Below are 1,601 nucleotides of genomic sequence, written 5' to 3' on the forward strand. Positions count from 1 at the left end.
CGGCCTTGTCGTCTTGCCAGACCTCGCCATTGACCGAGAGATGGCCGGTTGCTGCACGCTCCAGACCGGCAATGCTGCGCAGCAGGCTGGTTTTGCCCGACCCCGAAGGACCAAAGACGGCCGTGACGCCGCGCCCAGGCAAGTCCAGCGACACGTCGAGCGAGAAATCGGTGAAGACACGATGAAACGAGGCGGAGATGCCGCCTCCGAGAACGCTGGCCGGCCTCATGCGCCCTGCCCTTTGCGCCGGCCCGGCTGCAAGGCATTGAAGGTATAGAGCGCCAGCAGCACCAGAAAGGAAAACGCCAGCAGGCCGCCGGCCAGCCAGTGCGCCTGGCTGTATTCGAGCGCTTCCACATGGTCGTAGATCTGCACAGACATCACGCGTGTCTTGCCGGGAATGTTGCCCCCCATCATGAGCACAATGCCGAACTCGCCCACTGTGTGCGCAAAGCCCATGACGGTGGCGGTCAGGTAGGCGGGCCGGGCCAGCGGCAGCACCACGCTGAAAAAGGTATCCAGCGGCGAGGCTCGCAAGGTGGCAGCGGCTTCCAGCGGCCGTTCGCCAATTGCCTCAAAGGCGTTTTGCAGCGGCTGCACCACGAAAGGCATGGAATACAGCACCGATCCCACCACGAGCCCGGCAAAGGTAAACGGCAGCACGCCCCAACCCAGCGACTGCGTGAGCTGGCCCACCGGGCCGTTCGGCCCCATCAGTACCAGCAGATAAAAACCCAGCACCACTGGAGGCAAAACCAGCGGCAAGGCCACCAGCGCACCCACCGGCCCTTTGAGCCATGAACGCGTACGCGCCAGCCACCACGCCAGCGGCGTGCCGGCCAGCAGCAACACCACGGTGGTGGTGGCCGCCAGCCGAAAGGTCAGCACCAGTGCCTGAAGGCTTGCATCGTCGAGCATGATTCAGTGTCGCCTCTATGCCGCTTCTGTGCCGCGTTCAGGGCTCGTAGCCGAAGGAGYGGATCACCGCCCTGGCCTTCTCTGTTTTCAAAAAAGCCATCAGCTGCACCGCGGCCTTGCTGTCTTTGGCCTTGGCCAGCAGCACCGCATCCTGGCGAATCGGGCTGTGCAAGCTACCGGGAACAATCCACGCCGAGCCCGACCTGATCTTGCCGCCTTCGTAGACCTGCGAGAGCGCGATAAAACCCAGCTCCGCATTGCCGGTCGAGACAAAGCTGAAGGCCTGGCCGATGCTTTCGCCTTGCACCAGTTTGGGCTCCAGGGCGGCTTGCAGGCCCAGCTTATTCATGGTCTCGACGGCGGCAGCACCGTAGGGCGCGAGCTTGGGCGCAGCGATGGCGATCTTTTTGAAGTCGCCCTTTTTCAGGACCTCGCCCTGCGCATCAACCACGCCAGGCTGGGCCGACCAAAGCACCAGCTTGCCCGTGGCATAGGTAAAGCGGCTACCGTTCACGGCCGCGCCCTCCTTCTCCAGCTTTGCGGGAGTCTCGTCGTCGGCCGCGAGGAAGACCTCAAACGGCGCGCCATGGGTGATCTGCGCATAAAACTTGCCGGTGGCGCCAAAGGTCAGCACCGCTTTGTGGCCCGTATCTTTTTCAAAGTCCGCGGCGATCAGTTTCATG

Annotated in this window: 3 protein-coding genes; all 3 read right to left on the reverse strand. The window is 63.2% G+C overall.

The window, feature by feature from the left end; genetic code table 11:
• The coding region (locus tag AC1DWI_RS22445) for an ATP-binding cassette domain-containing protein (protein WP_477725820.1) at positions 1–229 on the reverse strand (229 nt) is incomplete at its 3' end.
• Positions 226–918, reverse strand: coding sequence for a molybdate ABC transporter permease subunit (gene modB / locus AC1DWI_RS22450; protein WP_477671000.1), 693 nt, complete (start codon positions 916–918; stop codon positions 226–228). The genes AC1DWI_RS22445 and modB, both read right to left, overlap by 4 nt.
• A gap of 37 nt (positions 919–955) precedes the next feature.
• On the reverse strand, positions 956–1,601 hold a 646-nt coding region (gene modA, locus AC1DWI_RS22455), incomplete at its 5' end, for a molybdate ABC transporter substrate-binding protein (protein ID WP_477725821.1).

The sequence above is a fragment of the Polaromonas sp. P3_C2 genome (assembly GCF_056402675.1).